Source organism: Pseudomonas sp. fls2-241-R2A-110 (genome assembly GCF_030209165.1).
Taxonomy (GTDB): domain Bacteria; phylum Pseudomonadota; class Gammaproteobacteria; order Pseudomonadales; family Pseudomonadaceae; genus Aquipseudomonas.
Map to the genome: position 1 here is coordinate 202,663 of NZ_JARVSN010000005.1, position 24,160 is coordinate 226,822.

Genomic DNA, 24,160 nt, shown 5'->3' on the forward strand with positions numbered 1-24,160 from the left:
ACGCAGAGCGTGGGAACGATCAATTCCTGTGATGGCGATTAAGCAGTCACCGCAGAACCCACAGGCTCAACCACCGCCACCAACCCTTCTTTCATCCGCTTGGCATCCCTGACAAAACACCGCGACGCCAAGAACAGAAACACCATGGTGAAAAACAGCGCCACCGGGATCAAGTACATCGCGTCATGCAAGCCCACGGCCTTGAACGCCTCGGTCATCTGTTCTGCACCGGCCGCAAACATCGCGGTATGCGCAAAGTGGTCGGACAGGCCACCCACCACCACCGGCCCCAAGCCACCGCCCAGCAAGTACAAGCCAGCGAAGAACAACGCCATCGCCGTGGCCCGCAAGCGTGGTTCGACCACGTCCTGAATCGCCGTGTAGACGCAGGTGTAGAAGTTATAGGCAAACAGCCAACCCAGACTGAACACCGCCACAAACGCCCCGATCTCGATCCGCCCGGCATGCAGCGCCCAAGCGGTGCACACGGTCGAAACGATCAGGCTGAATGCCGCAAACAGCAGTCGCCCATTGGCCACCCGCTGGTGAATCTTGTCCGCAACCCAGCCACCGAGCGTGAGGCCGAACAACCCGGTCACGCCGACAATTACGCCGGTCGCCACCGCTGCTTCCTGTAACGGCATCAGGAAATAGCGCTGCAACATCGGCACCAGGAACGAGTTACAGGCATAGGTCGCAAAGTTGAAGCACAGCCCGGCCAACACCAGCCACAGGAAAGTCGGGACCGCCAGCACTCGACGAATCGGCCGGTCGACACGTTCCTGGGACACCTGCACGCTTTCCGCGGCACCGCGTTTAGGCTCTTTAATGAAGAACATGAAGATCGCCAGGATCAGCCCCGGCACTGCGGCGATGAAGAACGGCGCACGCCAGCTGTCGAATGCCTTGACCATCGCGCCAATGGTAAAAAACGCCAGCAGCAGGCCCAATGGCAGGCCGAGCATGAAAATGCCCATCGCCCGTGCCCGGCGGTGCGCCGGAAACAGGTCGCCGATCAGCGAATTGGCCGCCGGTGCGTAACTGGCTTCGCCGATCCCGATGCCCATGCGCACGATCAGGAAGGCCCAGAAATTGCCCACCAGCCCGTTGACCGCCGTCAGGCCGCTCCAGACCGCCAGCCCCCAACCCATCAATTTGCTGCGCGAACCGGTATCGGCCATCCGCCCCAGCGGCAGGCCGGCAATGGCATAAACGAGGGTGAATGCCGTTCCGATGATCCCCAACTGAAAGTCGCTGAGGTGCCACTCCATGCGGATCGGTTCGATGATGATGGCGGGAATGGTGCGATCGAAGAAGTTGAACAGGTTCGCGAGGAACAGCAGGAACAGAATGCGCCAGGCATTCGCCGCTTGGGTCGAGTTCTGCATGGGTCCGTCTCTTTTTATTGTTGTTGGGGCTTTCACTGTCCCCGGAGCCCTCAATCTAGTCAGGCCCGCCTGAGCTGTCTGTCATTATTCGCAAGGCTGATATCAGCCCATGGCAACCGAACCCGTCCAACCACCACAAGCCGCTGTGGGAGCGGTGTTTTTTCTTACCCGACCGGCTGCTGCAAAATACCTCTGCGCCCCCCTTCACAAGCTCAAGGCGAAGCCTAGAATAGCGACCTTGCTGCCCCACCGTTCCCCCTATCCCTCTTTGACTATCGCCCATGTCCGAAGCCAGTCCGTGTCTGAATTGTGGTGCCTGTTGTTCCCATTTTCGCGTGTCCTTTTTCTGGGGTGAATGCGCCTCGTCCGGAGGAACGGTGCCTGACGACCTTGTCGCGCCGATCAGTCCCAGCCGTGTGGCGATGCTCGGCACGGACTGCAAACCCACGCGCTGCGTCGCCCTGGCAGGGGAAGTCGGCAGCACCGTGAAATGCTCGATTTACGATCAGCGTTCCAGCACCTGCCGCGAGTTCGATGCCTCCTGGGCCAATGGCGAAGCGAACGTAGACTGTGACGCGGCGCGGGCTGCGTTCGGGTTGCCCGCCCTGCAGCCTGAATTTCCGGAGCCTTACGAGCAGATCGCCTGAGGCTTAGTACTGACAGCAATAAAGCTCATTCCAAAATCATCGGCATCAATGTGCCACTACCGCTTGCACTCCTTGTATGGCCTCTATACTCCAACGAACCAACCAACGTTCATGGTGTCGGCAGGCTGATCAATACGGGGCGAACGGATGCAGTGGCCTGATGTGTATTTCACTACCCAGCTGCCAGAAAGCGGTCAGGTCATTCTCAATTGCACACATAACCCACTCCTGGTGTTGCTGGCCTACGTGGTTGCGTGCGCGGCCGGATTTGCCACCCTGGGCATCACCGAACGGATCGGTCATACCGAAAAGTCCACCTCCCAACGCATCTGGCGCTGGGTCGGTGCCGGGTGCCTGGCGGGCGGCATCTGGGCCATGCATTTCATAAGCATGCTGGCGTTCCAGGCGCCGATCGAAATCCACTACCAGCTCCCCGTCACCCTGATTTCGTTGCTGTTTGCACTGAGCGCCTCGTGGCTGGCGATGCAAACCCTCAGCCATGCTCATCTGAGTGTCTGGCAACACGTGCGGGCGGCGGTGTGGATCGGCCTTGGCATCGCAACCATGCAATACGTGGGCATGGCCGCGATGCGCTCGGCGGCGACGGCCTATTACGACCCGACGTTATTCGCCCTCTCCATCGTGATCGCCATCGGCGCCAGCCTGGCCGCACTGTTGATTTCCAGGCACCTGCGCGAGGGCAGCGGCGTGGTTCATCAACTGCTCAAATACACCGCCAGCCTGGTGCTCGGCGCCGGCATCGTCAGCATGCATTTCACCAGCATGGCGGCGCTCAAACTGGTGCTTCCCGAAGGCAGCCTCCAGCCGCAGCCCAACGAAAACAATCATCTGCAATTGGGCGTGACGGTGGCGGTCATGATGTTGCTGATCATCGGCAGCAGCATCAGCGCCGCAATGGCCGACAAGAAACTTCAACACAAGGAAGGCGACCTGCAACGGGTCAATGCCCTGCTCAGTCAGCTCGATCAGGCGCGCCTGTCGCTGCAACAGGTGGCGCACTACGACGCACTGACCAACCTGATCAATCGCCGTGGTTTCAACCAGCTCTTCGCCGAAAAGCTGAGCGAAAAAACCAACGAAGGCGGGATGCTGGCGGTGATGTTTCTCGACATCGATCACTTCAAGCGGATCAACGACAGCCTTGGCCATGACGCCGGCGACCTGATGCTCAAGGTCCTGGCCAGCCACATCAAGAGCTCGGTACGCAGCCACGAAGATGTGGTCGCGCGTTTCGGCGGTGACGAATTTTGCATCCTCATCGGCCTGCATGACCCCGAAGAAGCGCGGCACATGGCCCAGCGCATCATGTTGAAGATGAAAGAGCCTATCGAGCTGGCCGGTCGCAACATGGTCATGACCACCAGCATCGGCATCAGCCTGTTCCCGCAAGACGGCAAGACGTGCGAAGAACTGCTGAAAAACGCCGATCTGGCGCTGTACCAATCCAAGGGCAACGGGCGCAACGGGCTGCATTTTTTCAGCCCGCACATGAAGGCTCGAGCCACGCTGGAACTGCAAGTCGAAGAAGAACTGCGGCACGCCCTGCGCAACGACGACGGATTACTGCTGTTTTACCAACCCATCTATGACCTGAAAACCGGCCAGGTGACCAAGCTCGAGGCGCTGATTCGCTGGCAACACCCGGTTCACGGGCTGCTGGCGCCGGATCGATTTATTGCCATTGCCGAGGCCAACGGCCTGATCGCCGAACTGGACAACTGGGTACTGCGCCAGGCTTGCGAGGACCTTGGCGAACTGTCGCGTCAGGGCTGTGAAGAACTGAAGATTGCCGTGAACTGCTCACCGCTGAACCTTGCGCGCGAAGACCTGGCCAATGAAATCGAACAGGCGCTGCGCATCTGCGGGGTCGCGCCGCAACGGCTGGAACTGGAGGTCACCGAGAACGCATTGATGGGCAATCTCACCGACACCCTGGCGCTGCTGCGCCAGATCCGTGCTCTGGGGGTCTCCCTGTCGATCGACGATTTCGGCACCGGCTATTCATCACTGGCCTACCTCAAGCGCCTGCCGCTGAACACGCTCAAGATCGACCGCTCGTTCATCCAGGACATTCCCAGGGCGACCCAGGACATGGAAATCGTCCAGGCCATTATCGCCATGGCCCATACCCTGCATTTACAGGTGGTCACCGAGGGCGTCGAAACGTTCGAGCAATATGACTTTCTCGAACGCCAGGGCTGCGACTTCGTTCAGGGCTACCTGCTCAGCCGCCCGGTGCCGCTGGCTGAACTGCGTCCGGTGCTGAACGAAATCAATCAGCGCAAACACGCCTGTCCCGTCAGTCCTCTGACCCTGGCGCGCGGTACATTTGCACTAGCGTCGATGGATCTTTTTCCAAAAACCCCTGCCCCCCATGCAGTCGCATCAGTTGCGCGGCCAATCCGCTGATCGGCGTGGATGAGCCCTGTTCGCGGGAAAACTTCACAGCGGTGTCGAGGTCTTTGAGCAGCGTGCGGACATGCCACTTCACGGGTTCAAAACGGCTCTCGGCCATTTGCGGAGCCAGGATCTGCAAGGGTCTTGAATCGGCGAAACCACCGGCCAGCGCTTCGGCGATCAGACCTGCGTCGACCCCGGAACGCTCGGCCAACGCCACCACTTCGGCGATCACCAGCGCGTTGCAGGCAACGATCATCTGATTGCAGGCCTTGGTCACCTGCCCGGCACCGACGCCGCCCATGTGCGTCACCCGTTGACCGAGCTTCAACAGGATCGGCTTGACCCGTTCAAGGTCCGCTGCAGCAGCGCCGACCATAATCGCCAGGCTGCCCGCCTCGGCACCGACCACGCCGCCAGACACCGGTGCGTCCAGCCAATTCATGCCGCACTGATCGGCAAGCGCCGAGGCCATTTCCCGCGTCGCGGTGGGCTCCAGACTGGAAAAATCAACCAGCAACTGACCGCTTTTCGCCCCGCTGGCAATGCCGGCGGGGCCAAAGACCACTTCGCGCACCACCGACGTGTCGGCCAGGCACAGCATCACCACATCGGCGTGTTGGCACAGCTCGGCCGCTGTCGCCACTTGCCGGGCGCCGGCCTCGACCAAGGGCGTGCACTTGCCCGGATTGCGATTCCACACCGTCAGCGGATACCCCGCAGCCAACAGACGCCGGCACATGGGCAATCCCATCAGGCCGATTCCGGCGAACCCCAACGAAGGTAGCGTTGACATCATTTAGCCTCCTTTTGATTAAAGATCGTTGAATACTGGCCGATTCATCATGACTAAGGAAAGGATTCCCCCCGAGCGATGCTCAGGCTTCGGCCATGACGCTTGGGCGAAATACGCGCTAAAAAAGTCGCGAGTAACTATTCCGTGAAGGTTCGGCGACAGCGTGTCGCCGAGCCCATCAGCCCAGGTACATGGCGCCCAATGACTTCTAAAAATAATCCGGCCACTGCGGTTTCCGATCTGACACTGAGCCCCGCGGCAAACAGCCCCTCATCGTCGAAGCCATTGGTTGCATCACGCCCGCTGGCCAGTCAGCAATACCTGTATTTCACCGAAACCAACACCGACCGCATCCTCGACAACCTCGACGGGCTGCGCGATATGGTGTTCCCGCGTCCTCCCCATCAGGATGGCGACAGCGAACAGCATAGTGATCAGGAATTCCCTTCGGTGTGCCTGATCGGTCTGGGGCGCTGCGGTTCCAATATTGCGCTGGACGTCGCGGAGCTGGTGTACAACGCCCGCAAGTTCTACCTCAACGAATTCAACAACGAAGACCGTCCTTCGGCGGACAAACGCTACGCGGAAAAGGGTTACAGCCCGGCGCAGTGGATCCGCAACAACCTGCGCCTGGGGCCGAACAAGGCCACCAAGCCGGTGTTCCTGGTCGAGCCACTGGTGATGCTCGGCGACCTGGACAAAGACATCGCCGGTCGCATCCGCTTCTCGCGCAAGGGCGAAAAAAGCGGCTTTCTGCGCGACTACAGCAAAATGAAAATCATGGACTTGTCGGAAGTCCACGCCGGTGGCGCCGGTAACGCGCCGATCCTCGGTCAGTACCTGGCCAAGATTATCCTGAACAAGGACACCCAGCGTTTCTCCAGCCCCGACTGGAAAATGATTCACTCGTACCTGATCGACAGCTGCGGCATCAAGGCCAACCAGTCGCGCCTGTATTTCTCGATTTTCAGTGCCGGCGGCGGTACCGGTTCGGGCATGGCCTCGGAGTTCGGCCTGGCCCAGCAGCACTCGTACATGAACAAGACGTTCGACACCAAGCCGATGGACGAGCATGACGGCAAGAGCGGTCATTCGTTCGTCTTCGAGCCGATCTTCACCAGCGGCATCTGCGTGCTGCCGAACATTTCCGATCACCGCAGCGAAATGTCCGAGGCGCTGCACATCAACGCCGGTCGCCTGCTGTGTAAATACCTGTCGGAAGAGTGGGATTTCTCCTACAACTTCGCCAATGAAGACAGCAGCGAAGCCAGCGTCATGGGCCGTATCCGCCCATGGAACGCGATGATGCTGATCTCCAACGACATCATGCGCTACGCCGAAGAAAGCGATGACGGCAACATTCAGAACATCGACGTCAACGCGATGGAAAAGCACGCCAACCAGTACATCTCGCAGCAGATCTTCAACATTCTGACGGCGCAGGCAGTCACGACTGACTACGACCAGAACTACTTCCGTCGTGCAGGCATCGACATCGGCGAAACCATTCGCCTCGACGCCAACGACCTGTTCATGAGCCTGGCCGGCCCGGTGGCGATTGCCTATGCCGAATCCGTGGTACCGGAAAGCCCGCCGCCGAGCAGCGACAAATTCAAGGTATTCGAGAAAGAGCCGCAGCGCCTGAACATCGATGATCTGTTCTTCCGCTCCATCGACCTGCCGCACTTCAACAAAGTGACGCAAGCAATCGAAGGCATCAGCCTGCTGCCGATCGAGTCCAAGCGTTATCGTGCGTCCCTGGAGCAGTACAAGAATTCCGGTTACGACGCGGCCGCGTTGCACGACCTGCACTTCTTCAAGAACTGCTCGTCGGTGGTTTCGATCGTTTCGCTACCGAAAGACTACAAGCTGTCCTACATGGACCTGAACCGGTTGAAGACCCACCTCAACAGCCTGTTCCCGAACACTACGCTCAAGCGCTACGCGCTGGTGATCGGCGCCTCGGCCAACCTGTCGCTGACCACGTTGATCGCCAAGAGCCCATGCCTGTCGGATGACTTCCTGACCCTGATCGTGGCGTTCATCAAGCGTTGCTTCGCGAAAACCCCGTACCGCTTTGATGAAACGCTGGATAACTCGATCCTGGACTTCATCATCAATGAAGAATTCGATGAGGACCGGATCGACGAGTTGCTCAATGAATTCGAAAACCCGGCGAAGATCCTCGACACCAACTGGTACGCGATCAAACCGATGTACGAGAAGAAGTACCGCGAGCTGATCAATGACAAGGACAAGTTTGTCTCGATCAACGACATCCGCCTGTCGCGCGATTGCGTGAAGAAGGCGATCAAGTACCTGCGTGAGATCTACCGTCACCGGATTGGCAAGACCAAGGTTATTTCGCTGAACAACCATACTGGCAAGACGTTTTCGGTCTGATTCGATCGTTCCCACGCAGAGCGTGGGAACGATCACATCCAGAAACAATTAAGCAGCCCAACGGCTGCTCAATAAACTGTTCCCGTTACGTTTACGTCACCCTCGCCAAGACCCTTCTGTGGCCTTTCTCTACGGCAACATGCCATCACGCTACTCGCCTACACACTTTTGCGCGATCAAGCATCGCACCAATAAAGTGCACACCTTCAGTTCGTCGCCCTTTCCTGGATCAAAATCCACGGCGAGACGACCACGGCCCACAGCTCGGGGTCACGTTCAAAAAGATCCAGCGCCCGCGTTTCAGACAGCTTGGCGACTTTGTCGGCGGCCAGCCAGGCAGCCACTTTCTCGCCTTCATCCGTCGCCACCGCCTCAGCTGCGGCGATCAAATCCAGACCTGGGTCGACCCACAATAGGGCACCCTTGGCAAAGAACGGCTCCAACTCTTTCCAGGTAATAGATGCGGTTTCACCAAGCAGCTTGGCATAGAGGGTGCTAGGTTCTTGAGTCATGGGTCCTGTCCGGAAAAGAAATCGACGCGAATGATAACGTCGGTGGTCCGCCAGAAAAACCCGGATGCAATTGAGTCACCGATTGAAAAGACCAGGAGTGCCAGGGAATGCCGCTGAATCAAGCAATTAGCCAGCTAACATCCCGCCGCAATTCTGTCTTTTTCTTTCAATAAAGCGACACCCTCAGGTTTTGCCCCCTGGCGCCAGCTTCCCAGGCTAACAATTGGCGCTCTACACTGTACCGGTACAGTTGCCGGGGGCATTTTCCGGAGGATATCGAAGATATCTGACCCGGTTCTGCTGCTACGGCGCCAGGACTATAAAAACTACAACAGTAAGAGTGGAGCACTATGACTAAGGCTACTAAGCAGATTTCCAAACTGTTTGCCGCTATGGTTCTGGCCGGGGTTGCCAGCCATTCGTTCGCAGCTGACACCATCAAGATCGGCATCGCCGGCCCTAAAACCGGTCCTGTAGCCCAATACGGCGACATGCAGTTCAGTGGCGCCAAAATGGCCATCGAACAGATCAACGCCAAAGGCGGCGTAGACGGCAAGAAACTCGAAGCCGTTGAATACGATGACGCCTGTGATCCGAAACAAGCGGTAGCGGTCGCGAACAAAGTCGTCAACGACGGCGTCAAGTTCGTGGTCGGTCACCTGTGCTCCAGCTCCACCCAACCGGCTTCGGACATCTACGAAGACGAAGGCGTGATCATGATCACTCCGGCTGCCACCAGCCCGGACATCACCAACCGTGGTTACAAAATGGTGTTCCGCACCATCGGTCTGGACAGCGCCCAAGGCCCTGCCGCCGGTAACTACATTGCCGATCACGTAAAACCGAAAATCGTTGCTGTACTGCACGACAAACAGCAATACGGTGAAGGCATCGCCACCGCCGTGAAGAAGACCCTGGAAGGCAAAGGCGTCAAGGTTGCCGTGTTCGAAGGCATCAACGCCGGCGACAAAGACTTCTCCTCGATGATCTCCAAGCTCAAGCAAGCCAACGTTGACTTCGTCTACTACGGCGGCTACCACCCAGAGCTGGGTCTGATCCTGCGTCAAGCACAGGAAAAAGGCCTAAAAGCCAAGTTCATGGGTCCGGAAGGCGTGGGTAACGACTCCATTTCGCAGATCGCCAAAGACGCTTCCGAAGGCCTGCTGGTAACCCTGCCGAAATCTTTCGACCAGGATCCGGCCAACGTTGCACTGGCTGACGCGTTCAAAGCGAAGAAAGAAGACCCAAGCGGTCCGTTCGTGTTCCCGGCCTACTCGGCTGTTGAAGTCATCGCCGGTGGTATCACTGCCGCCAAGAGCGAAGACCCTGCGAAAGTGGCTGCTGCCATCCACGCAGGCACCTTCAAGACCCCGACTGGCGACCTGAGCTTCGACGCCAAGGGCGACCTGAAAGACTTCAAATTTGTGGTTTACGAGTGGCACTTCGGCAAACCAAAAACTGAAGCTTCGCCTCAGTAAGGCCTTGCCTAACTGACTGCCAACAAAGCCCACGGCGTGCCGTGGGCTTTGTTTTACGAACGTATTGGGCCGCGCTGGCGTGATCCGCCAGTCTCCCCACCTGAAAATCTCAAAACCGTCATCAGCGGTTCGCTGGCAAACCTCGCGTTCGAAGTGGATGCAGATCCACGGGGCTCGAGCGGGAAAATGACTCCACCAGTGAAATGCGTATCAGGTTTTTAGGAGCGCTGTAATGCCTGACATCTATCACTTCTTCCAACAGCTGGTTAATGGCCTGACCATTGGCAGCACGTATGCCCTGATCGCCATCGGCTATACGATGGTTTACGGCATCATTGGAATGATCAACTTCGCCCACGGCGAGGTGTACATGATCGGTTCCTACGTGGCGTTCATCGCCATCGCGGGCCTGTCCATGATGGGACTCGACAGTGTTCCGCTGTTGATGACCGCCGCTTTCCTCGCGACTATCGTCGTGACCAGTGCCTACGGCTACAGCATCGAGCGAATTGCCTACCGCCCTCTGCGCGGCAGCAACCGTCTGATCCCGCTGATTTCCGCCATCGGTATGTCGATCTTCCTGCAGAACACGGTTCTGCTGGCGCAAGACTCCAAGGACAAATCCATCCCCAACCTGATCCCCGGCAACTTCGCCATCGGGCCAGGTGGCGCACATGAAGTGCTGATTTCCTACATGCAAATCGTGGTGTTCGTGGTGACCCTGGTCGCCATGCTCGGCCTCACGCTGTTCATCTCCCGCTCTCGCCTGGGTCGCGCCTGCCGTGCCTGCGCCGAAGACATCAAGATGGCCAACCTGCTGGGTATCAACACCAACAACATCATCGCCCTGACCTTCGTCATTGGTGCCGCCCTGGCGGCCATCGCGGCTGTGCTGCTGAGCATGCAATACGGCGTGATCAACCCGAACGCCGGTTTCCTCGTCGGCCTCAAGGCCTTCACCGCCGCGGTATTGGGCGGCATCGGCAGCATTCCCGGCGCCATGCTCGGCGGGATCGTGCTCGGGGTGGCGGAAGCCTTTGGTGCCGATATCTTCGGCGACCAATACAAGGACGTCGTGGCGTTCGGCCTATTGGTTCTGGTGTTGTTGTTCCGGCCAACCGGCCTGCTGGGCCGTCCGGAGGTTGAGAAAGTATGACTAGGAATCTTAAACAGGCGTTGTTCAGCGCCTTGCTGGTGTGGGCCGTGGCCTACCCGGTACTCGGTCTGAAACTGACCATTGTCGGTATCAACCTCGAAGTCCATGGCACCAGTACGGGAACGTTGATCACCATCGCCGTGTGCTCGGTGCTGATGTTCCTGCGGGTGCTGTTCGACCAGCAGATCAGCTCGGCCTGGAAGTCCTCGCCCAACATGCCGGTGATGCCGGCCAAGGCCAGTAACTTCCTGACCCTGCCGACCACCCAACGCTGGATCATCATTGCGTTGATCATCGGTGCACTGGTCTGGCCGTTCTTCGGCTCGCGCGGCGCGGTGGACATCGCAACGCTGGTGCTGATCTATGTGATGCTCGGCCTGGGCCTGAACATCGTGGTCGGCTTGGCCGGCCTGCTCGACCTCGGTTATGTCGGCTTCTACGCCGTCGGCGCCTACAGCTACGCGCTGCTGTCGCACTACTACGGTCTGAGCTTCTGGATCTGCTTGCCGGTTGCCGGTCTGATGGCGGCCACCTTCGGCTTCCTGCTCGGTTTCCCGGTACTGCGTCTACGCGGTGACTATCTGGCGATCGTGACGTTGGGCTTCGGTGAAATCATCCGCCTGTTCCTGCGTAACCTGACCGACCTCACGGGCGGCCCGAACGGCATCAGCAACATTCCCAAGCCAACACTCTTCGGACTGACCTTCGATAAAACCGCCGCGGAAGGTATGCAGACTTTCCACGAGTACTTCGGCCTGACCTACAACCCGGTGAACAAGGTGATTTTCCTTTACCTGATCGCTGTGCTGTTGTCGCTGTTCGCCCTGTTCGTCATCAACCGCTTGCTGCGCATGCCGTTGGGCCGTGCCTGGGAAGCGCTGCGTGAAGACGAGATCGCCTGCCGTGCACTGGGTCTCAACCCAACGGTGATCAAGCTGTCGGCCTTTACCCTCGGTGCGTGCTTCGCCGGTTTCGCCGGCAGCTTCTTCGCCGCGCGTCAGGGCCTGGTGACACCGGAGTCCTTCACCTTCATCGAATCGGCGACCATCCTCGCCATCGTGGTACTCGGTGGCATGGGCTCGCAACTGGGCGTCGTGCTCGCCGCCACGGTGATGATCCTGTTGCCGGAAATGATGCGTGAGTTCAGTGAATACCGCATGTTGATGTTCGGCGCCTTAATGGTGCTGATGATGATCTGGCGTCCTCAAGGTCTGCTGCCCATGCAACGTCCTCACATGGAGCTGCGCAAATGAGCCGCGAGATCCTGAAAGTAGAGAATCTGAGCATGCGCTTCGGCGGCTTGCTCGCGGTCAACGGCGTAGCCCTGAGCGTGAAGGAAAAACAGGTCGTTGCATTGATCGGCCCCAACGGCGCCGGCAAGACCACCGTGTTCAACTGCCTGACCGGTTTCTACAAACCGAGCGGCGGCAGCATCTTGCTGGACGGTGAGCCGATCGAAGGCCTGCCCGGCCACAAGATCGCCCTCAAAGGCGTGGTGCGCACCTTCCAGAACGTGCGGTTGTTCAAGGACATGACGGCGGTCGAGAACCTCTTGATCGCCCAGCACCGTCACCTGAACACCAACTTCCTGGCAGGCCTGTTCAAGACCCCGGGCTTTCGCAAGAGTGAACGCGAAGCCATGGAGTTTGCCGAGTACTGGCTGGAAAAGGTCAACCTCAAGGGGTTCGCCAACCGTCCGGCCGGCACCCTGGCCTACGGTCAGCAGCGCCGCCTGGAAATCGCTCGCTGCATGATGACGCGCCCGCGCATCCTCATGCTCGACGAACCGGCTGCCGGCCTGAACCCGAAGGAAACCGAAGACCTCAAGGCGCTGATCAGCGTGCTGCGTGAAGAGCACAACGTCACCGTGCTGTTGATCGAACACGACATGAAACTGGTCATGAGCATTTCCGACCACATCGTCGTGATCAACCAGGGCACGCCTCTGGCCGACGGCACGCCGGAACAGATCCGCGACAATCCTGAAGTGATCAAAGCCTACCTGGGGGAAGCGTAAATGCTGCAATTCGAAAACGTTTCCACCTTCTACGGCAAGATCCAGGCGCTGCACAGCGTCAACGTCGAAGTCCGCCAGGGCGAGATCGTGACGCTGATCGGCGCCAACGGTGCCGGCAAATCGACCCTGCTGATGACGCTCTGCGGTTCGCCGCAAGCCCACAGCGGCAGCATCCGCTACATGGGTGAGGAACTCGTTGGCCAGGACTCGTCGCAGATCATGCGTAAGAGCATCGCGGTCGTGCCGGAAGGTCGTCGGGTATTTGCCCGCCTGACCGTGGAAGAGAACCTCGCCATGGGCGGATTCTTCACCGACAAGGGCGATTATCAGGAACAGATGGACAAGGTTCTCGGACTTTTCCCACGCCTGAAAGAGCGCTTCGCCCAACGCGGCGGCACCATGTCCGGCGGCGAACAGCAAATGCTCGCCATCGGCCGTGCGCTGATGAGCAAACCCAAACTGCTGCTGCTCGACGAGCCATCGTTGGGCCTGGCACCGATCATCATCCAGCAGATCTTCGACATCATCGAACAGCTGCGCAAGGATGGCGTGACCGTGTTCCTGGTGGAGCAGAACGCCAACCAGGCACTGAAAATCGCTGACCGCGCCTACGTTCTGGAGAACGGCCGGGTAGTGATGACCGGCACCGGGGAAGCGCTGCTGACGGATCCGAAAGTGCGTGAAGCGTACTTGGGTGGTTGAGTCTTTGCGGTAAACAGAAAACGGCCTTCGGGCCGTTTTTTTGTGCCTGATACAAACCCTCTAACGATGAAGTCCTGTGGGAGCGAGCTTGCTCGCGATGCTTATCACATTCACCAGAAATGTTGGATGACCCACCGCTATCGCGAGCAAGCTCGCTCCCACAGGGACATGGGTGCTTTGAGTTTTTTTTAAAAAGTTTGCATTGGGCTGTAACGCATCGCGATGACCTTCCTCTAGTGAGACAAGCAAGCACAAACGCTTGCCAACCCAAACTCACTATCGGAGAAACATCGTGACTACTACCACCCGCACCCTGTCCGCTACCGCCCTCGTTCTGGCCCTCGGTTCCGCGCTGAGCATGGCCGCCGTTTCCACCGTCCAGGCTGCCGACAGCAACATGGAAAAGTGCTTCGGCGTGGCCATGAAAGGTCATAACGATTGCGCCGCCGGTGCCGGCACCACGTGCGCCGGTACGTCGAAAACCGACTTCCAGAGCAACGCCTGGAAACTGGTCCCTAAAGGCACCTGCACCACCACCGAAAGCAAGACTTCGTCCACCGGTTTCGGTCAGATCGAAGCCTTCAAAGCCAAAGCCTGATCCGTTCCCAGCCTGAGTGTCGACCATGAACAATTCACCGTTCGGGCTCCCGCCTCGCGCCGGGCTGGGGCTCAAGACCGAGCACTTTCGTGAAGTGCTCGGCTCACAACCGGACATCGGCTTCTTCGAGGTACACGCCGAAAACTACATGGTGGCCGGCGGTCCTTTTCATCATTACCTGGGATTGATCCGCGAGCAGTATCCGCTGTCGTTGCATGGCGTTGGCTTGTCCATCGGTGCCGAAGGTCCGCTGGACACCCAGCACCTGCAACGCCTGGCCAGTCTGATCGAGCGTTATCAACCCCACGCCTTTTCCGAACACCTGGCCTGGTCCAGCCACGGCCCGGTGTTTCTCAATGACCTGTTGCCATTGGCTTATGACACGCCGACACTGAACCGCGTCTGCGAGCACATCGATCAGGTGCAGACCACGCTCAAACGCCCAATGTTGCTGGAGAATCCTTCGACATATCTGGCGTTCGAACGCTCGACGATCGATGAAGCCGACTTCATCCGCGAAGTCATAAACCGCACGGGCTGCGGGTTGCTGCTGGACGTAAACAACGTCTACGTCTCGAGCATCAATCATCAACGCGATCCGTTGGCCTATATCGACGCCCTGCCCCTTCACGCCGTGGGCGAGCTTCATCTGGCCGGTTTTGCCGAAGACACCGACAGCCTCGGCGACCGCCTGTTGATCGATGATCACGGTGCGCCCATCGACAACGCCGTGTGGGCGTTACATCGGCAGGTACTGGAGCGAGTGGGCCCGGTGGCTACGCTGATCGAGCGTGACAATCAACTGCCCGCCTTCAACGTGCTGCACGCCGAAGCGCGTCAGGCCGACAGGCTGTTGCAATGTGCGGAGGTCCGGTCATGAGCAACCATGCCGATTTCGCCGCCGCCCTGCTCGATCCGAAACGACCCTGCCCTGATGGATTGATCAGCGCCAATGGCGCCGATCCGGCCAGCCGTTTCTCGGTGTATCGCAACAATGTGCAGAGCTCGTTGATCAACGCGCTGGCCGACAGTTACCCCGTGGTCCAGCAGTTGGTGGGCGACGAGTTCTTCAGGGCGATGGCCGGAATTCATGTGCAAAACAGCCCGCCCACGAGCCCGCTGATGAACAGCTATGGCCACGATCTGGCGACGTTCATCGAAGGCTTTGCGCCAGCCGCCAGCGTGCCGTATCTGGCCGACGTGGCCCGATTGGAGCGCCTGCGCGTCATGGCTTATCACGCCGCCGATGCGCAACCCCTGGGCCCTGAACGGATCGCCGCCGCACTCGCCGACCCGCAAAGTCTGAGTGAACTCACCGTCACACTTCATCCCTCGCTGCACCTGTTGAATTCAGCCTTCGCCGTGGTCGCGATCTGGGCTGCGCATCAACAGCAGGCAACGCTGGCAGGGATTGATCTGAACCTCGGACAACACGCCTTGGTGTTGCGCAACGGCCTGGATGTCGAAGTCTTCGCCTTCGACCACGGTGCGAGCGTGTTCATACAGCATCTGCAAAACGGCCAGTCACTGATGCAGGCTCTGGAAGCCGCCCCGGCCTTCGACCTTGGCCAGACCCTGGCGCTGCTGATCAGCCGCAACGCCATCACCCACTTACACAAAAACAAGGTATCGCCATGAACATTCGGACTGAATCACTGAACCCCATCGACCGCGCCATCGTATGGCTGGAGAAGATCCCTCGCAGCCTGATCGCCTTTATCGCGCGTTTCTCTATCGCCGCGGTGTTCTGGAAATCCGGGCAAACCAAGGTCGAAGGCTTGGCCATCGACCTGTTCGACGGCTCCTTTCAACTGGGTGTCCCCCATCTGGCGGACTCGACCATCCCGCTATTCCAGAGCGAATACCACGTGCCGTTGCTGTCCCCGGAACTGGCGGCGCACCTGGCAGCCTTTGCCGAGCATTTCTTCCCGATCCTGATTCTGATCGGCTTCGCCACCCGGTTTTCGGCCCTGGCGTTGCTGGGCATGACCCTGACCATTCAACTGTTCGTGTACCCCGATGCTTACCCGACTCATGGCACTTGGGCAGCAGTGTTGCTGTATCTGATGGCGACCGGGCCGGGCAAACTGTCGATCGATCACCTGATCGCCAGGCGTTATCGCTGAAGCCGATCCAGTGCCTCGCCGCTGCGCTTGAACCAGACGATCAAGTAATCCGCCAACACTTGCGTACGTTTCGGCAGACCGCCCTGATAGGCGTGCACCAGGTACATCGGCATGCTTCGAGTCTGGTAATCGCGCAAGAGCCAGCGCAATCGACCGTCCGCCAGTTCCGCTTGCAACAGGTAAGACGGCAACCGTGCAATGCCGGCGCCCGCCAGCGCGGCTTTTTTCAACAGGCTGTAATGATTGCTGGCGAACGGGCCCGAGACCCGCACTCGCATCAACTCGTGCTGCTGGTGGTACAGCCATTCTTCGCGACCGCTGTAATGGCTGTTGAGCAGGCAGCGATGATCGGCCAACGCCTGAGGCGTCAGCGGTTCGCCAAATTGTTCGAGGTAGGCCGGGCTGGCACAGGTCATCTCGTGCCAGGCCAATAACGGACGCGCCACCAGCCGGTCGTCATTGTTCGCATCGGAGCGAATCGCCAGGTCAAAACCGTCGCGGGACAAATCACGGTAGCTGTTGCTCAGATCCAGTTCGATCTGCACCTCGGGGTATTGGCTGGAAAACTCCAGCAGCAGCCCATCGAAGAAGGTTTCTCCCAGTGAAACCGGAACCGTCATGCGCACCGGCCCTGCCATGTCGTCCTTCAACCGCGCCAATGCCTGACGTGCCTTTTCGACCTGAACCACCAACGCCTGAGCCTGCGGCAACAGCGCCGCACCCGCCGCGGTCAGGCTCAAGCGCCGCGTGGTGCGTTGCAACAGGACCACGGAAAAGCGCGTTTCCAGCAAGCTGATGCGCTTGGATAGCTGCCCTTTGCTGCAACCCAATTGTTGCGCCGCCAGGGTAAAACTCCCCGCTTCAATCAACACCGCAAACGCCGCCAGATCATCCATCTCGCTCATGGATTGTTTCCATTTGAAAACCAAAGGTTGCCTATTAGTGCGCTTATCAATGGAAAAAACCAATCTAGACTTCAACCTCGTTCAAACACTTCGAGGAACAGCACAATGAAAATTCTTTTGATAGGCGCAGGCGGCACCATCGGTTCGGCCGTCGACAAAGAGTTGTCCCAGCGTCACGAAGTCATCCGCATCGGCCGTAAAAGCGGCGACTTGCAGGTTGATATCAGCGACAGCACATCGATCCGCAAGCTGTTCGAAAAGACCGGAAAGTTCGATGCTCTGGTCTGCGCCGCCGGCAATGTCACCTTCGCGCCACTGGATGAAATGACCGAAGAAAGCTTCGCGCTGGGCCTCAAAGACAAGCTGATGGGCCAGGTCAATTTGCTGCTGATCGGCCGCGAATTCGCCAACGACGGCGCCTCGTTCACGCTCACCACCGGCGTGCTAAGCCATGACCCGATTCGCAGCGGCGCCTCGGCCGCACTGGTCAATGGTGCGCTGGACAGCTTCGTGCGAGCAGCTGCCATTGAGCTGCCTCGGGGCCTGCGGGTGAACTCGATCAGCCCGACCGTGCTGGTCGAAGCGATGGGCAGTTATGCACCGTACTTCCGGGGCTACAAGCCGGTTCCGGCGGTGGATGTGGCATTGGCCTACGCTAAAAGTGTGGAAGGCTTGCAGACAGGTCAGACTTTTCACGTCGGCTGACCGCCCCTTCTGACAGGCGTTACTGGCGAGCGCTTACACCGCTCGCCAGGCGCTCGCGCCCGAATTGCCGTAGCCACTGCTGCATTGGCCTTTCGAACCAGCGATGGCAGATCAGACTGGCACCGATCAGTACCGCAAAGAACAGCAACAACGTCCACTGTTGATAAAAGACGATTCGCCCGGGAACAAATTTGTCCGCCAGCAGTGCGGCGAAGATTTGCAGCGGGAAATGCAACAAATAGGAGGCGTAGCTGATATCGCCCAGCCACGCCATGCGCCGGGCGACTGGTTCGAGTAGCTGGTGATTGGCGGCAATGGCCATGATCGTCAGCGGGAACAACAGCGCAAACTTGATCAACGGCTGATTCGCGCCAAACAACCACCACCCCCCCACACACCCGATCGTCAACCCCATTCCCACCCAGCGCGAAGGCATCCGTTGCAGCAGCCACGCCACAACCACATGGCCAATGCCACCGCAGAAAAAACTGAACACGCCCAGAGTGACTTTGTACTGCGCAGGAAAGACGTAAGCGGCCACAGCGATCATGAAAATGCTGATTGGGATTGGCAGGGGCGAATAGCGCCACAGCAGGAAAAACACCGCGTAGAGCAGCACTTCAACCGAAATTGACCAGGCCGGCGCGTTGAAAGACCAGCCTTGCTCCAATCCCCACGCGGGGGCGAGAAAAACATTCAACACGCCGTGATAGAGATCGTTGAACGGATAAACAAAAGCGTTCCCCGTATACCGTGTGTACATCGTCTGTAATAGCGCAACAGCGGCAAAGGTCGCCAGATGCAGCGGATAGATGCGGCTGAAGCGCTCGGCAAAGAATTGTTTTCCGGTCAGATCCCCGCGCGCCAGGGCATGACCGAACAACCAGAAAAAGATGAATCCGGACAAGCTGAAAAACAACGCGACCGCATCGCCACCGTGTCGATAAAACAAGCCAAACACGCTGTAGAAAGGCTGCTGCTCCGTTTGCAACTGCCCCGGTAACGCCCCTTGAAAAAAGAAGTGCTGCCAATGCCAGAACACCACCGCCAACGCCGAGATACCGCGCAGTGCATCCAGTGCGTACAGCCTTTTGGGGAAAACAGACAGGTGTTCGTTCATGCCGAAATGGGGCCGTTCCTGGACAAGTGCGCCACTATGCTGGGACGCACTCGGCAACTCAATCCCTGGCACACAAGCCTTGTGGTCACCGGCGCCCCTGCGTAACGTGGCGGCACTTGCCTGGAGAACCGAAGATGCGTGTTGCCCGTTCCTTAGTCCTTGTCGCCCTGCTGCCGTTGTTTGCCGCCTGCCAATTGTTTGATGGCTCGCGTGAAAGTGCCTCCCACGTGGGCCAGACCCGCCTGCAGGGGCAGTTGACGGCGGCGGATGGCAAGCTGCTGTTCCAGCCGTGCAATGAACAACGCAGTCTGGTGGTCAACGACACTGGAGGCACCAGCATCCTGCAAGAGGCCGCAAGCCTGGCCGATGATCAGGGCAAGCTGTTTGCCGACGTGCGTGGCCGGATTGACGGCAGTCGCCTCGATCTCGAACAGCTGTACCGCGTCGAGCGCTCGGGCACCGCGTGCGACGACCCCAATTTCAAACTGCTGATCCTGCGCGCCGCCGGCCACACGCCTGAGTGGAACGTCAAGGTCAGCGGCAAGGGCATGGTCATCGACCGTGCAGGGCAACCGCCCTTGGCAGTGCCTTATGTTGAAGAACAACTGGGCGATGGCCGTTTCAACCTCAGCACCGAAGCCAATAACCAGCACATCGAACTGTGGGTCGCGCCACAACGTTGCGTCGACAGCACGACCGGCGCCGTCAACCACATGAGCGCCGAACTGCGCATCAATGGCCAGGTGCAGCGCGGCTGCGGGTATTTCGGCGGATCGCGTAACGACTGATCGTTTTAGCCTCACTGGAATCATCCTTTGAGGCTTATAATCGCGGGCTTCAAACGCCTTGGCGCAGTTGTGCGCCCCGCGAACCGGATCCTGTCATGTTACGAATCACCGAACTCAAGCTGCCAATCGACCATCCCGATGAAGACCTGCGCCCTGCCATCGTGCAGCGCCTGGGCATCGCCAATGATGACCTGCTCGATTTCACCTTGTTCAAGCGCAGCTACGATGCGCGCAAAAAGTCCTCCGAACTGTGCTTCATCTACACCATCGACCTCACCGCCAAGGATGAGGCCGCGCTGCTGCACACGTTCGCCGATGACCGTAACGTCAACGTAGCGCCGGATGTCAGCTACAAAGTCGTCGGCCAGGCACCAGCCGATCTGCAACAGCGCCCGATCGTCGTCGGCTTCGGGCCCTGCGGGATTTTCGCCGGCCTGATACTGGCGCAAATGGGCTTCAAGCCGATCATCCTCGAGCGCGGCACCGAAGTGCGCCAGCGCACCAAGGACACCTGGGGCCTGTGGCGCAAAAGCGTGCTCAACCCGGAATCCAACGTGCAATTTGGTGAGGGCGGCGCGGGGACGTTCTCCGACGGCAAGCTCTACAGCCAGATCAAGGACCCGAAATTCATCGGTCGCAAGGTCCTGCACGAGTTCGTCAAGGCCGGTGCGCCGGAAGAAATCCTTTACGTCAGCAAGCCGCACATCGGTACATTCCGCCTGACCGGCGTTGTGGAAAACATGCGTGAGCAGATTCGCGCCCTGGGTGGCGAAGTGCGCTTCCAGCAACGCGTCACCGACGTGTTGATCGAGGACGGTCAACTGGTCGGCGTCGAGCTGGATGGCGGCGAGCAGATTCACTCCAAGCACGTGATTCTGGCCCTCGGCCACAGCGCCCGGGACACTTTCCGCATGCTGCATGGCCGTGGCGTGTACATGGAAGCCAAGCCGTTCTCGGTGGGTTTCCGCATCGAACACCCGCAGTCGCTGATCGACCGCGCGCGTCTGGGCAAGTACGCCGGTCACCCGAAACTCGGCGCCGCCGACTACAAACTGGTGCACCACGCCAAAAATGGTCGTTCGGTCTACAGCTTCTGCATGTGCCCGGGCGGCACCGTGGTCGCGGCGACCTCGGAGCCGGGCCGCGTGGTCACCAACGGCATGAGCCAGTACTCGCGCAACGAGCGCAACGCCAACTCCGGGATCGTCGTCGGGATCACCCCGGAAGTCGATTACCCGGGCGGCCCATTGGCCGGTATCGAGTTGCAGGAACGCCTGGAATCCCACGCCTATGTGCTGGGCGGCAGCAATTACCAAGCACCGGCGCAACTTGTCGGCGACTTTATTGCGGGCAAGCCTTCCACCGAGTTGGGCAGTGTCGAACCTTCCTACAAACCCGGCGTTGCCCTGGGTGATCTGGCGCTGGCCTTGCCGGCGTTCGCCATCGAAGCCATTCGAGAAGCGTTGCCGGCCTTCGAAAAGCAGATTCGCGGTTATTCGCTGCATGACGCAGTGTTGACCGGGATCGAGACGCGTACCTCATCTCCGCTGCGTATCACTCGCAATGAATCGATGCAGAGCCTGAACGTGAAGGGCTTGTTCCCGGCGGGTGAAGGTGCGGGTTATGCAGGCGGGATTCTGTCGGCGGGTGTCGACGGGATTCGGATTGCTGAAGCGGTGGCCCGGGATATCCTCGGCCTCGAGGCCTGATCCCGAGATGATCGTTCCCACGCTCCGCGTGGGAACGCAGCCAGGGACGCTCCGCGTCCCAAAAGAGGACGCAGAGCGTCCGGTGAGGCATTCCCACGCAGAGCGTGGGAACGATCATCGTGTCAGATATTGGCGCGCAGCACGGTGTCCGGCAGCGGCTCGCCGCGCTCGACCGTTGCTGCCACCGCAGCCATCAACCCACTCAACTCATACCCCTGAGCCTTGAGCCAGTCCTGGTCGTAATAACTGGTCTCATAACGCTCGCCGCCGTCACACAGAATCGCCACGATCGAGCCCGACTCCCCCGCCGCCACCATCTGCTGCGCCGCCATCAAGGCGCCGATCAGGTTGGTGCCGCTCGACCCGCCGACCCGACGACCCAAGCGCTGCGCCAGGTAATGCATGGCCGCCAGTGACAACGCGTCCGGCACCTTGACCATCGCATCGATCACTTTGGGCAGGAACGACGCTTCGACCCGGGGCCGGCCAATGCCTTCGATCCGCGAACCGTGATCCAGCCGCAGCGTGGCATCGCCGCTCTGGTAGTAATCGAAGAACACCGAACGCTCGGCATCGGCGCACAACACGCGGGTGCAATGCTGGCGATAACGCACGTAGCGCCCCAGCGTGGCGGTGGTACCGCCAGTGCCGGGGCTGGAAATCAACCAGCTCGGCTCGGGGTGCTGCTCGAAGCGCATTTGCTGGAAGATCGACTCGGCGATGTTGTTGTTCGCGCGCCAGTCTGTGGCGCGTTCGGCGTAGGTGAACTGATCGACGAAATGCCCGTCATGCTCACGCGCCAGGCGCTCGGACTCGGCATAGATCTGCGTCGGATCATCAACCAGGTGACTCTTGCCGCCATAGAAAGCGATCTGCGCGATTTTCTCCCTGGAGGTAGTCGCCGGCATCACGGCAATGAACGGCAAGCCCAGCAATCGGGCGAAGTACGCCTCGGAAATCGCCGTCGAACCACTGGACGCTTCGATCACCGGGGCACCAGGTTTTAGCCAGCCGTTACACAACGCATAAAGAAACAGCGAGCGGGCCAGGCGGTGTTTGAGGCTGCCGGTGGGATGGCTCGACTCATCCTTGAAATACAACTCGATGCCCGGCAAACCCGGCAGCGGCAGAGGGATCAGGTGCGTGTCGGCGCTGCGCTGGAAATCGGCTTCAATGATCCGGATGGCTTCGCGGGCCCACTGGCGGTTGTCGTTCATGATGGTTTTTCTCGTCAGGTCGGCCTTGTTGCAAGGCTCAGCTCACAAGCTTAGGAAAAATCCCACAGCACGCACAGATACAGCTGAGACCCAATACGTCCGGCAACTGCTAGGCTCTGGTCCGTGCCGCCTCTCGCGTTGTAACGGCATATAACAAAAAAGAATATAACTTTTGTTTTAACAACTAACGGTACGGGTTAGGGTGTGCCACCTTTTGAATTCATCGATGGAGAGCGACCTTGCCTCTGCGTAGCACTTTCACGCGTTTCTTTCAGTTGGAAGCTGCCAGCGGTCTGTTACTGATCGCCGCCGCAGCTCTGGCTTTGATCATCAACAATTCCCCGCTGTCGTGGCTTTACAGCAGTTTTCTGGACACGCCGGTCGTGGCTCAGATCGGCGCGCTGCAAATCGCCAAACCGGCGCTGCTGTGGATCAACGACGGCCTGATGGCCTTGTTCTTCCTGCTGATCGGCCTAGAAGTGAAGCGCGAAGTTCTCGACGGTCAGCTGTCGAAACCTTCGCAAATCGTCCTGCCCGGCGCGGCGGCGATTGGCGGCATGGTGGTGCCGGCATTGCTCTACTGGTTTTTGAACCGTGACAACCCTGCCGCCCTGAGCGGCTGGGCCATTCCGATGGCCACCGACATCGCCTTCGCCCTCGGCGTCCTTGCCCTGTTGGGCAAGCGCGTGCCGGTATCGCTGAAACTGTTCCTGATGACTCTGGCGATCATCGACGACCTGGGCGCGATCATTGTCATTGCGATCTTCTATTCCGGCGCGCTTTCAACCCTTTCACTGACATTGGCCGCCGCGTGCATCGTGGCGTTGATCGCGATGAACCGACTTGGCGTGGTGAAGCTCGGGCCGTACATGATCATCGGTTTGATCCTCTGGGTTTGCGTACTCAAGAGCGGTGTCCACGCGACGCTGGCCGGCGTGACCCTGGCGTTCTGCATTCCATTGCGCACGAAAAACGCCGAGCCGTCGCCGCTGCTGACCCTCGAGCACGCCCTGCATCCGTGGGTGGCCTACGGCATCCTGCCGCTGTTCGCCTTCGCCAACGCCGGGCTGTCCCTGAGCGGCGTGACCGCAGAGAGCTTCACCCACCATGTGCCGATGGGCATCGCGGTTGGCCTGCTATTGGGCAAGACGCTGGGTGTGTTCGGCCTGACCTGGCTGGCGGTGAAAATCGGCATCGCCGCCCTGCCCCAAGGCGCCAATTGGGGCCAAGTGCTGGGTGTGGCGATCCTTTGCGGGATCGGTTTCACCATGAGCCTGTTTGTCGGCTCCCTGGCGTTTGAGCCGGGCGTCAGCGAGTACGCCGGGATGGACCGGATGGGGATTTTGACCGGTTCGATTCTGGCCGCCTTGATCGGTTATGCGGTAACGGCGGCGGCGAGCCGCAAACGCACTGCGCTGCAATCCTGAGCGTTAGAGAACACTCTTAACGACATTCAGGATTCGTCCTACAGCCAC

Annotated in this window: 22 protein-coding genes; 16 read left to right on the forward strand and 6 right to left on the reverse strand. The window is 59.3% G+C overall.

Features of this window, described 5'->3' with window-relative positions:
- Positions 1-38: 38 nt before the first annotated feature.
- Positions 39-1,388, reverse strand: coding sequence for a spinster family MFS transporter (locus tag QRN31_RS03405; protein WP_285430190.1), 1,350 nt, complete (start codon positions 1,386-1,388; stop codon positions 39-41).
- Positions 1,389-1,669: 281 nt separating this feature from the next.
- Between QRN31_RS03405 and QRN31_RS03410 the strand changes: the two genes are divergently transcribed.
- Both QRN31_RS03410 and QRN31_RS03415 read left to right on the forward strand, forming a co-directional pair.
- Positions 1,670-2,035: a YkgJ family cysteine cluster protein gene (locus QRN31_RS03410; protein ID WP_285430192.1), complete on the forward strand. Its 366-nt coding sequence runs from the start codon at positions 1,670-1,672 to the stop codon at positions 2,033-2,035.
- 147 nt (positions 2,036-2,182) lie between these two features.
- Positions 2,183-4,465, forward strand: a complete 2,283-nt coding sequence (locus QRN31_RS03415; RefSeq protein WP_285430194.1) for a putative bifunctional diguanylate cyclase/phosphodiesterase — start codon at positions 2,183-2,185, stop codon at positions 4,463-4,465.
- Here QRN31_RS03415 and QRN31_RS03420 read toward each other — a convergent pair.
- A complete protein-coding gene (locus QRN31_RS03420) occupies positions 4,356-5,252 on the reverse strand; it encodes an NAD(P)-dependent oxidoreductase (RefSeq protein ID WP_285430196.1) in 897 nt (298 codons plus the stop codon). The two genes, QRN31_RS03415 and QRN31_RS03420, sit on opposite strands and share 110 nt — an antisense overlap.
- 198 nt (positions 5,253-5,450) lie before the next feature.
- On the opposite strand from QRN31_RS03420, the gene QRN31_RS03425 reads away from it, so the two are divergent.
- Positions 5,451-7,652, forward strand: a complete 2,202-nt coding sequence (locus tag QRN31_RS03425; RefSeq protein ID WP_285430198.1) for a hypothetical protein — start codon at positions 5,451-5,453, stop codon at positions 7,650-7,652.
- A 206-nt stretch (positions 7,653-7,858) separates the two neighbouring features.
- Here the strand turns inward: QRN31_RS03425 and QRN31_RS03430 are convergent, their stop codons facing one another.
- A complete protein-coding gene (locus tag QRN31_RS03430) occupies positions 7,859-8,164 on the reverse strand; it encodes a DUF2288 domain-containing protein (RefSeq protein ID WP_285430200.1) in 306 nt (101 codons plus the stop codon).
- A 350-nt stretch (positions 8,165-8,514) separates the two neighbouring features.
- On the opposite strand from QRN31_RS03430, the gene QRN31_RS03435 reads away from it, so the two are divergent.
- The 9 genes from QRN31_RS03435 (at position 8,515) to QRN31_RS03475 (ending at position 16,241) form a co-directional block, all read left to right on the forward strand.
- On the forward strand, positions 8,515-9,642 hold the full coding sequence (locus QRN31_RS03435; RefSeq protein WP_090180945.1) for a branched-chain amino acid ABC transporter substrate-binding protein: 1,128 nt from the start codon (positions 8,515-8,517) through the stop codon (positions 9,640-9,642).
- A gap of 232 nt (positions 9,643-9,874) precedes the next feature.
- Positions 9,875-10,798 (forward strand): high-affinity branched-chain amino acid ABC transporter permease LivH, encoded by a 924-nt coding sequence (gene livH / locus QRN31_RS03440; RefSeq protein ID WP_090180942.1) that lies wholly within the window; start codon positions 9,875-9,877, stop codon positions 10,796-10,798.
- Entirely contained in the window at positions 10,795-12,051 is a 1,257-nt protein-coding gene (locus tag QRN31_RS03445) for a high-affinity branched-chain amino acid ABC transporter permease LivM (RefSeq protein WP_285430204.1), read from the forward strand. The genes livH and QRN31_RS03445 overlap by 4 nt, the downstream gene beginning before the upstream one ends.
- Positions 12,048-12,815: a high-affinity branched-chain amino acid ABC transporter ATP-binding protein LivG gene (livG, locus tag QRN31_RS03450; protein WP_090180937.1), complete on the forward strand. Its 768-nt coding sequence runs from the start codon at positions 12,048-12,050 to the stop codon at positions 12,813-12,815. The genes QRN31_RS03445 and livG overlap by 4 nt, the downstream gene beginning before the upstream one ends.
- The gene (locus QRN31_RS03455; RefSeq protein WP_030128348.1) at positions 12,816-13,517 is read left to right on the forward strand and encodes an ABC transporter ATP-binding protein; all 702 of its coding nucleotides are present in this window, start codon (positions 12,816-12,818) and stop codon (positions 13,515-13,517) included.
- 292 nt (positions 13,518-13,809) lie between these two features.
- The gene (locus QRN31_RS03460) at positions 13,810-14,115 is read left to right on the forward strand and encodes a BufA1 family periplasmic bufferin-type metallophore (RefSeq protein ID WP_285430207.1); all 306 of its coding nucleotides are present in this window, start codon (positions 13,810-13,812) and stop codon (positions 14,113-14,115) included.
- A gap of 25 nt (positions 14,116-14,140) precedes the next feature.
- A complete protein-coding gene (gene bufB / locus QRN31_RS03465) occupies positions 14,141-14,995 on the forward strand; it encodes an MNIO family bufferin maturase (RefSeq protein ID WP_285430209.1) in 855 nt (284 codons plus the stop codon).
- Positions 14,992-15,753 carry an HvfC/BufC N-terminal domain-containing protein gene (locus QRN31_RS03470; RefSeq protein WP_285430210.1) on the forward strand — a complete coding sequence of 254 codons (762 nt, stop codon included), beginning with the start codon at positions 14,992-14,994 and terminating at the stop codon, positions 15,751-15,753. Before bufB ends, QRN31_RS03470 begins: the two co-directional genes overlap by 4 nt.
- On the forward strand, positions 15,750-16,241 hold the full coding sequence (locus tag QRN31_RS03475) for a DoxX family protein (protein WP_285430212.1): 492 nt from the start codon (positions 15,750-15,752) through the stop codon (positions 16,239-16,241). The genes QRN31_RS03470 and QRN31_RS03475 overlap by 4 nt, the downstream gene beginning before the upstream one ends.
- Here QRN31_RS03475 and QRN31_RS03480 read toward each other — a convergent pair.
- The gene (locus tag QRN31_RS03480) at positions 16,232-17,146 is read right to left on the reverse strand and encodes a LysR family transcriptional regulator (RefSeq protein WP_285430214.1); all 915 of its coding nucleotides are present in this window, start codon (positions 17,144-17,146) and stop codon (positions 16,232-16,234) included. The two genes, QRN31_RS03475 and QRN31_RS03480, sit on opposite strands and share 10 nt — an antisense overlap.
- 105 nt (positions 17,147-17,251) lie before the next feature.
- On the opposite strand from QRN31_RS03480, the gene QRN31_RS03485 reads away from it, so the two are divergent.
- Entirely contained in the window at positions 17,252-17,851 is a 600-nt protein-coding gene (locus tag QRN31_RS03485; protein WP_285430215.1) for a short chain dehydrogenase, read from the forward strand.
- 19 nt (positions 17,852-17,870) lie between these two features.
- Here the strand turns inward: QRN31_RS03485 and QRN31_RS03490 are convergent, their stop codons facing one another.
- On the reverse strand, positions 17,871-18,971 hold the full coding sequence (locus QRN31_RS03490) for an acyltransferase family protein (protein WP_285430216.1): 1,101 nt from the start codon (positions 18,969-18,971) through the stop codon (positions 17,871-17,873).
- Positions 18,972-19,105: 134 nt separating this feature from the next.
- On the opposite strand from QRN31_RS03490, the gene QRN31_RS03495 reads away from it, so the two are divergent.
- Entirely contained in the window at positions 19,106-19,759 is a 654-nt protein-coding gene (locus tag QRN31_RS03495; RefSeq protein WP_285430218.1) for a COG3650 family protein, read from the forward strand.
- A gap of 95 nt (positions 19,760-19,854) precedes the next feature.
- Positions 19,855-21,468 (forward strand): NAD(P)/FAD-dependent oxidoreductase, encoded by a 1,614-nt coding sequence (locus tag QRN31_RS03500; RefSeq protein WP_285430220.1) that lies wholly within the window; start codon positions 19,855-19,857, stop codon positions 21,466-21,468.
- 122 nt (positions 21,469-21,590) lie between these two features.
- On the opposite strand, the gene QRN31_RS03505 is transcribed toward QRN31_RS03500, so the two are convergent.
- The gene (locus tag QRN31_RS03505) at positions 21,591-22,688 is read right to left on the reverse strand and encodes a PLP-dependent cysteine synthase family protein (RefSeq protein ID WP_285430389.1); all 1,098 of its coding nucleotides are present in this window, start codon (positions 22,686-22,688) and stop codon (positions 21,591-21,593) included.
- A 236-nt stretch (positions 22,689-22,924) separates the two neighbouring features.
- Between QRN31_RS03505 and nhaA the strand changes: the two genes are divergently transcribed.
- Positions 22,925-24,112: a Na+/H+ antiporter NhaA gene (gene nhaA / locus QRN31_RS03510; protein WP_285430221.1), complete on the forward strand. Its 1,188-nt coding sequence runs from the start codon at positions 22,925-22,927 to the stop codon at positions 24,110-24,112.
- The last annotated feature ends 48 nt before the right edge of the window (positions 24,113-24,160 follow it).